The sequence below is a fragment of the Pseudescherichia sp. AS216 genome (assembly GCF_037152055.1).
Lineage (GTDB): Bacteria > Pseudomonadota > Gammaproteobacteria > Enterobacterales > Enterobacteriaceae > Pseudescherichia.
The window spans coordinates 192,725-200,554 of sequence record NZ_JBBCMV010000007.1 but is presented as its reverse complement, the minus strand read 5'-3'; the positions used below and the strand labels follow the sequence as shown (position 1 = coordinate 200,554).

Here is a 7,830-nt window from a genome sequence, read left to right as displayed (position 1 = left end):
CAGTGCAACGTGGCTTTCAGCTCACCGTTGCGAGGTGGCGTATATTACGCTTTCCTCATTCAGAGTCAAGCGTTTATTTTCGCTTTTCTCTGCCGAAGTGCCCGGAGGCGCTTCGCTGACCGGCCGGCTTATTCGCCGTTGTTCCGTGTCAGTGGAGGCGCATTATAGGGAGTTATTCCGGGGTGACAAGTCTTAAATGCAAAAAACTTTTTAAACGCGCTATTTTTCACCAGGGCGTACTAAAAACCATCACAATGGGCTGCATTTGTTGAATTTTGCGCCGATAACCTGTGTCAGGTGGCATACTGAAAGAGATAAATAGAAGAAGGAATATGATATATGCCATTAAGCGCACAGCATTTAGCCGCTCAGAAAAACCTTTCTTATGTTCTGGCAGAGAAGCTGGCCCAGCGGATCTTAACCGGTGAGTATGCGCCAGGCTCAATTTTGCCTGCAGAGATGGAGCTAGGGGAGGAGTTTGGCGTAAGCCGAACGGCGGTCAGGGAAGCCGTAAAAACATTAACGGCGAAGGGAATGGTGCTACCACGTCCACGTATCGGTACGCGTGTTATGCCCAAGGGAAGCTGGAACTTCCTCGATCAGGAGCTGCTCTCCTGGTGGATGACGGACGATAACTTCCAGGAAGTGATTAACCACTTTCTGGTTTTGCGCAGTACGCTGGAGCCGCAGGCCTGTAGACTGGCGGCCGAGCTGGGTAGCGCCGAGCAGAAAGCGCACCTGAATACGCTGATGGAAGAGATGGTAGAGTTAAACCAACATTTTCATCGCGAACGCTGGCTAGATGTGGATACCGCCTGGCATGAACATATCTATGCTATGAGCAGTAATCCCTTCCTGTCGTCGTTTGCCACGCTGTTTCACTCGGTTTATCACACCTACTTCAACTCTATTACCCATAATGAAGTGGTTAAACTTGAAAATCATCAGGCTATTGTGGATGCCATTCAGGATAGCGATGGTGAACGCGCCTTCAGCGCATGTCAGGCATTACTTAACACGCCTCACCCGCCGGAGACTAAATAACAGGACGCAGTATGACCAAGAAAAAAGCGCGCAGCATGGCCGGTTTGCCATGGATTGCGGCGATGGCCTTCTTTATGCAGGCGTTGGACGCCACTATTCTCAATACCGCGCTACCGGCTATAGCGCACAGTCTTAACCGCTCCCCGCTGGCGATGCAGTCAGCAATTATCAGCTACACCCTGACCGTCGCTATGCTGATCCCGGTCAGCGGCTGGCTGGCGGACCGTTTCGGTACGCGACGCATCTTTATGCTGGCGGTTTCGCTCTTCACTCTGGGATCGCTGGCCTGCGCACTTTCAAATTCGCTGGGGATGCTGGTTGTCTTTCGCATCGTGCAGGGGATAGGTGGCGCAATGATGATGCCGGTTGCCCGCCTTGCGTTGCTGCGAGCCTATCCGCGCAGTGAATTACTTCCGGTACTCAACTTTGTCACCATGCCTGGCCTGGTGGGCCCCATTCTTGGCCCGGTACTCGGCGGGGTACTGGTTACCTGGGCAAGCTGGCACTGGATATTCTTGATCAACATTCCGATTGGCATTGCCGGGCTGTTCTATGCCCGTAAATATATGCCGGACTTTACGACGCCGCGCCGCCGTTTCGATATGAGCGGTTTTCTGCTGTTCGGCGTAAGCCTTGTGCTCTTCTCTATCGGCATTGAGCTGTTTGGCGAAAAACTGGTGGCCAGCTGGCTGGCGCTCACCATTATCTTCAGCAGCATAGTGCTGTTCTATGCCTATATCCGTCACGCTCGCAATCATCCCTCACCGCTGATTGCCCTGCCGATATTCAAGACCCGCACCTTCTCGGTGGGGATTGCGGGCAACATCGCCTCGCGCCTCGGTACCGGCTGCGTTCCTTTCCTGATGCCGCTGATGCTTCAGGTCGGCTTCGGCTATACGGCACTCATTGCGGGCTGCATGATTGCGCCTACCGCGATAGGGTCGATTCTGGCGAAATCCACCGTTACCCAGGTATTACGCTGGTTCGGCTACCGCAAAACGCTGTTTGGTGTGACGGTCATCATTGGCGTAATGATTGCGCAGTTTGCCCTTCAGTCGCCGTCGATGGAGGTGTGGTTGCTGATCCTGCCGCTCTTTATATTAGGCATGGCGATGTCCACGCAGTTCACGGCCATGAACACCATTACGCTCGCCGACCTGACCGACGAGAACGCCAGCAGCGGTAACAGCGTACTGGCTGTCACCCAGCAGCTATCGATTAGCCTTGGCGTTGCCGTCAGCGCGGCGGTACTGCGGTTTTATGAAGGCTTTGAAAGCGCCAATACCATTGAGCAGTTCCACTACACCTTTATTACCATGGGCATAATCACCCTGATATCGGCATCCGTCTTCCTGCTGCTTAAAGCGAAAGATGGGCGGAATCTGATTAAGGAGCGGCACAAGCCTTAAGCGGAGCCGCGCGTCATTAGCACCGGCGTCAACTGTAGCCGCTGCTGGGAGAGGGTTGGATCGGCAATGCGATGAGTCAGAACATCGATCGCCAGCTCACCCAGTTCATCCTTAGGCTGATGAACGGTGGTGAGCGGTGGCGTCATATAGCGCGCCAGTTCGATATCGTCGTAGCCGATAATGGCCATATCCTCCGGGACCTTGAGTCCCGCCTGATACAGCGCCTGATAAGCGCCAACGGCCATCGCATCGTTACCGATAAATACCGCCTGAGGCCGCTCCTGCTGCGCCAGCAGCGCCTGCATAGCGGCAACACCGCCGCCGAACTCAAAGTCACCGACGATCTCATCGCCTTCACGCACCGTCAGCCCTGCCCGGGCCATTGCCGCCCGATACCCCTCCAGACGTAAACGCGCAGGGGTTTTATCCAGCGGGCCGGTAATGCAGGCGATACGGGTAAAGCCTTTATCAATCAGATACTGGGTTGCCATATCGCCACCCAGCAGCGAGTTGTCCTGGATGATATCGATATCACCCTCAAAGGGGGCCCAGTCCATCATCACGGTGGGAATAGAGGGATAGCGCTGGATAATCTCTCGCGAAAGCTGATGCGTCTCGGTACACAGCACCAGCAGCCCGTCGACGCGCTTTTGCATCAGCGTCTCCAGGTTACGGTTCATCCGCTCTTCATCGCCTTCGGTATTACAGAGCACCAGGCTATAGCCACGTTCGAAACAGCTGCGCTCAACGCCGCGCACCAGTTCAGAGAAGAAGGGGTTAGAGCTGGCGGTGATCAGCATCCCAATGGTGCGCGTCTGCTTAAGCTTGAGACTGCGCGCCAGTGCCGAAGGAGCGTAGTTAAGGCTTTTGATCGCCTCTTCCACCTTTTCCCGAATCGCATCGCTGACAAAGCGATCGTTATTAATGACGTGCGAAACCGTCGAGGTGGAAACGCCCGCCAGGCGGGCAACGTCCTTCATGGTGGCCACGCTTTACCCCTGCTGACTCAAGAAATCGTTGATCTCGTTACGCCATGGCACAGAGGGCTGCGCGCCTTTGCGCGTAACGGCAATCGCCGCCGCCGCATGGGCAAACACAATGGCCTCATCAAGCGGCTTATCCTCCAGCAGCGCGGTCACCAATGCGCCGTTAAAGGTATCACCCGCCGCAATCGTATCAATGGCGTTGACCTTAAAGCCCGGCACCCGGCGACCCTCACCGTTGACGCTGGCCCATACGCCGCGGCTGCCAAGGGTGATGATCACCGTACCGATGCCTTTATCGTGCAGTGCGAGCGCTGCACGCTCGGCATCGCTGTCGCTTTCTACGCAAATGCCCGTCAGCCTTTCCGCTTCGGTTTCATTGGGGGTGATAATGTCCACCAGCGCCAGCAGCTCGTCAGATAATACACGCGCCGGGGCCGGGTTCAGTACGACAGTGGTATGATTTTCATGGGCAATTTTCGCGGCGGCCAGAACGCTCTCTACCGGCGACTCCAGCTGCATCAGCAGCGCGTCCGCGTCGGTAATCAGCGCCTGCTGAGCGGCAACCCGCTCGGGAGAGAGCGCGGCGTTGGCTCCCGCATGAATACCGATGACATTCTCCCCTTCGCCGTTGACAAAGATCAACGCGACGCCGGTAGACTCTCCGTCAACCACGCTCACGGGCGCAACGTTGATGTTATCGTTGGCCAGCTGGGCGCGGATCCGATCGCCGGTATCGTCGCTGCCGGTGCAGGCGATAAACGCGATCTGCGCCCCGCTGCGCCCGGCGGCCACCGCCTGGTTTGCCCCTTTACCGCCAAAGGCGACCTGGTAGTGCGTACCGGTCACGGTTTCGCCCGGCATCGGGAAAGCGTCAAGGTTGAGAATGTGATCGGCATTGATGCTGCCAAGGACAACGAGCTTACCTGCTGTTTTCATGGTGGGATCTTCCTGTAAGGTACGCCACCCTGGGGTGGCGTAAGCCTTAAAACGTGATTACTGTTTAATAACCAGCTTCAGGTCAACCGGGTATTTCGCCTGAACCTTCTCGCCTTTCAGCACTTTATCAGCAGTTTCAACGCCTTTCGCGCCAATCTGCTCCGGCAGCTGGGCAATGGTCGCCGCCAGTTTGCCGTCGTTTACTGCTTTCTCACCGTCCGGCGTGCCGTCGAAGCCCACTACCATCACGTCGGATTTACCCGCCGTCTGCAGCGCGCGCAGCGCACCCAGCGCCATCTCATCGTTCTGAGCAAATACGGCCTGCACATCAGGATGCGCGGTCAGCAGGTTCTGCATCACGTTCAGACCTTTGGTGCGGTCGAAATCTGCCGGCTGGCTAGCCAGCACGTTGAATTTATGCGCCGTCACGGCCTGCTGGAAGCCCTCGCCGCGTTCGCGAGCGGCAGAGGTGCCTGCAATACCCTGCAGCTCAATCACCTTCGCGCTTTCACCGGCTTTCTTCGCGATGTAATCGCCAGCAATTTTGCCGCCCAGCACGTTATCTGAAGCAATGTGGCTCACGACTTCACCTTTGGCCGCTACGCGGTCCAGGGTGATAACCGGGATTTTAGCCTGGTTCGCCATCTTCACGGCGTTACCGACTGCATCAGAATCGGTCGGGTTGATCAGCAGGATTTTCGTGCCGCGCACGGTCAGGTCCTGCACGTTAGCCAGCTCTTTCGCCGGGTTGTTCTGGGAATCCAGCACCACCAGGTTATAGCCCAGCTTGTCGGCTTCTTTCTGTGCGCCATCCTTCAGTGAAACAAAAAATGGGTTGTTCAGGGTAGAGACCACCAGCGCAATGGTGTCTTTCGCCATCGCGTTTGCGCTCACGGTTGCACTCAGTGCGACAGCAGAGACCAGAGTAGCCAGTTTTTTCATGTTCATAATCAGATGTCCTGTAATGTCATTTATTACTGCTTTTTGTTGTCTACCAGCACCGCCAGCAAAATTACCACTGCCTTAACGATCATCTGGTAATAGGAGGAAACACCCAGCAAGTTCAGTCCGTTGTTAAGGAAACCAAGGATCAGTGCACCGATTAGCGTGCCTACAATGCGCCCTTTACCGCCCGCGAGGCTGGTACCGCCCAATACAACCGCAGCGATGGCATCCAACTCGTAGCCGGTACCGGCTGTGGGTTGTGCAGAGGAGAGGCGCGCCACTTCAATGATGCCCGCCAGCGATGCCAGCAGGCCACTTAAGGAGTAGACGATGATTTTGACTTTGTTAACGCTGATCCCGGAGAGGCGCGTGGCCGCTTCGTTACCGCCCAGGGCATAGATATAGCGGCCCAGGCGGGTATGGTGCAGCATATACCACGCGGCCAGGAAGACGATGCCCATGATCCAGACCGGCGTCGGGATACCCAGCGGCCGGCCAATACCAAACCAGCCAAAGAGATCGGCGTTATCGGTAAAGCCGGTATTCACCGGGCTACCGTTGGTATAGACCATGGTCACACCGCGCAGCAGCAGCATCATGACCAGGGTGGCGATAAACGCCTGCACCCGCCCTTTCGCGACAATGACCCCGGTCATTGCCCCTACCGCAGCGCCCAGCGCCAGCGCGGCGGCAATCGCCACCAGAGCATTAACTTCCATACCGACAATCGAGGCTGCCACCGCGCCGGTGAGCGCCAGCAGCGAGCCCACGGAGAGATCGATCCCCGAGGTCAGGATCACCAGCGTCATCCCCACCGCCATAATGGCGTTTACCGAGGTCTGCTGCAGAATGTTAAACAGGTTATTGATGGTGAAAAAGTTAGGGCTCATCGTGGAGACAATCGCAATCAGCACCAGCAGGGCAATCAGCGATTTTTGTTCCATCAGCCACGCCTTATTAAAGTAGCGGCGGGGGGTAACGGTCTGGGTACTCATATCGTTGACTCCTGGGTCTCGCGATTTAGCTTGCCGACGGCGGCAGCCATCAGCACTTCCTGGGTTGCCTGCTCACGGGTGAACTCGCCACCCAACTCTCCTTCATGCATCACCATGATGCGATCGCTCATGCCAAGCACCTCTGGCATTTCTGACGACACCAGAATGATGCTCAGCCCATCCGCTTTAAACTGGTTGATGAGCTGATAGATCTCTTTTTTGGCACCGACGTCCACGCCGCGCGTGGGTTCGTCGAGGATGAGCACCTTCGGGCGCGTCATCAGCCCGCGGGCGATAGCGATTTTTTGCTGGTTACCGCCGGAGAGCAGGCCGATAGGCTGCTCCATCGAGGGGGTTTTGACGTTAAACAGACGGATAAAGTCGCTCACCGCCTGCTGCTCATCGCTATGCTTCAGGCTACCGCCGCTGCGGCTGAAGTAGCGCAGCGCGGTCAGGGACATGTTCTCTTTCACCGACATGCCCAACACTAAACCATCGCGCTTACGATCCTCGGAGATGTAGACGATACCGTTAGCCAGGCCATCCTGCGGCGAACGGGTCACGACCTCGCGACCATCAAGGGTAACGGTGCCGCCGGTACGCGACAGCGCGCCGTACAGCACCTTCATCAGCTCGGTACGTCCTGCGCCCATCAGCCCGGCTACGCCGAGGATTTCACCCTGGCGCAGAGTAAAGGAGACATTGTTCACCCCCGGTCCGCACAGGTTATCGACCTTCAGACGCATCTCACCCGGTGCTTTATCAATATGTGGATACTGATCTTCCAGCTTGCGTCCCACCATCATCTCAATCAGCGTATCTTCAGTGAGCGAGCTAACCTCACGCTCGGCGATAAACTGCCCGTCACGGAAGACGGTCACGTCATCGCAGATCTCGAAGATCTCTTTCATGCGGTGAGAGATGTAGACAATGCCGCGTCCCTGAGATTTCAGCTCGCGGATCACGCGAAACAGGGAGTCGGTTTCGGTATCGGTGAGGGCATCGGTCGGCTCATCCATTACGATGACCTTCGACTCAAAGCTCAGCACCTTGGCGATCTCGACCATCTGCTGATCGCCAATGGAGAGATCCCCTACCAGCCTGTCGCTCTTAAAGCGCAGGTTGAGTTTCGCCAGCAGAATGTCCGCTTCGGCATACATCTTTTTCCAGTCGATTTTGCCAAAGCGGTTAACAAACTCACGGCCTAAAAAGATGTTTTCGGCGATGGTCAGCTGCGGGATCAGGTTCAGCTCCTGATGGATAATCCCGATCCCCGCCTCCTGCGACGATTTTGGTCCATTAAAGGTCGTCTCCTGGCCCAGCCACAGTAGCGAACCGGCATCGCGAGTGTAGATACCGGTTAACACTTTCATCATGGTGGATTTGCCAGCGCCGTTCTCGCCCACCAGCGCCATCACGCGGCCAGGGTAGACGTTGAGCGCTGCGCCGGAGAGGGCTTTTACGCCGGGGAACGCTTTGTCGATCCCCTTAAGCTGAAGTAGTGCGTCCATGATG

7 protein-coding genes are annotated in these 7,830 nt (G+C 56.4%); 2 read left to right on the top strand and 5 right to left on the bottom strand.

Translation table 11 applies throughout. The features are described 5' to 3' along the window. Positions 1-339: 339 nt before the first annotated feature. Both WFN61_RS18860 and mdtD read left to right on the top strand, forming a co-directional pair. On the top strand, positions 340-1,044 hold the full coding sequence (locus WFN61_RS18860; protein ID WP_144819427.1) for a FadR/GntR family transcriptional regulator: 705 nt from the start codon (positions 340-342) through the stop codon (positions 1,042-1,044). Positions 1,045-1,055: 11 nt separating this feature from the next. Next, the gene (mdtD, locus tag WFN61_RS18855) at positions 1,056-2,453 is read left to right on the top strand and encodes a multidrug transporter subunit MdtD (protein WP_337039088.1); all 1,398 of its coding nucleotides are present in this window, start codon (positions 1,056-1,058) and stop codon (positions 2,451-2,453) included. Here the strand turns inward: mdtD and rbsR are convergent. From rbsR to rbsA, 5 genes are read right to left on the bottom strand one after another with little or no spacing between them, the layout of a single operon-like run. Next, positions 2,450-3,442, bottom strand: a complete 993-nt coding sequence (rbsR, locus tag WFN61_RS18850; RefSeq protein WP_144819425.1) for a ribose operon transcriptional repressor RbsR — start codon at positions 3,440-3,442, stop codon at positions 2,450-2,452. The genes mdtD and rbsR overlap by 4 nt on opposite strands. Before the next feature lie 3 nt (positions 3,443-3,445). Then, positions 3,446-4,375 carry a ribokinase gene (gene rbsK, locus WFN61_RS18845; RefSeq protein WP_312778518.1) on the bottom strand — a complete coding sequence of 310 codons (930 nt, stop codon included), beginning with the start codon at positions 4,373-4,375 and terminating at the stop codon, positions 3,446-3,448. A gap of 57 nt (positions 4,376-4,432) precedes the next feature. Beyond that, the gene (rbsB, locus tag WFN61_RS18840) at positions 4,433-5,323 is read right to left on the bottom strand and encodes a ribose ABC transporter substrate-binding protein RbsB (protein WP_144819423.1); all 891 of its coding nucleotides are present in this window, start codon (positions 5,321-5,323) and stop codon (positions 4,433-4,435) included. Positions 5,324-5,349: 26 nt separating this feature from the next. Further along, positions 5,350-6,315 carry a ribose ABC transporter permease gene (rbsC, locus tag WFN61_RS18835; protein WP_144819422.1) on the bottom strand — a complete coding sequence of 322 codons (966 nt, stop codon included), beginning with the start codon at positions 6,313-6,315 and terminating at the stop codon, positions 5,350-5,352. Further along, the gene (rbsA, locus tag WFN61_RS18830; protein WP_144819421.1) at positions 6,312-7,826 is read right to left on the bottom strand and encodes a ribose ABC transporter ATP-binding protein RbsA; all 1,515 of its coding nucleotides are present in this window, start codon (positions 7,824-7,826) and stop codon (positions 6,312-6,314) included. The genes rbsC and rbsA overlap by 4 nt, the downstream gene beginning before the upstream one ends. Positions 7,827-7,830 lie beyond the last annotated feature (4 nt).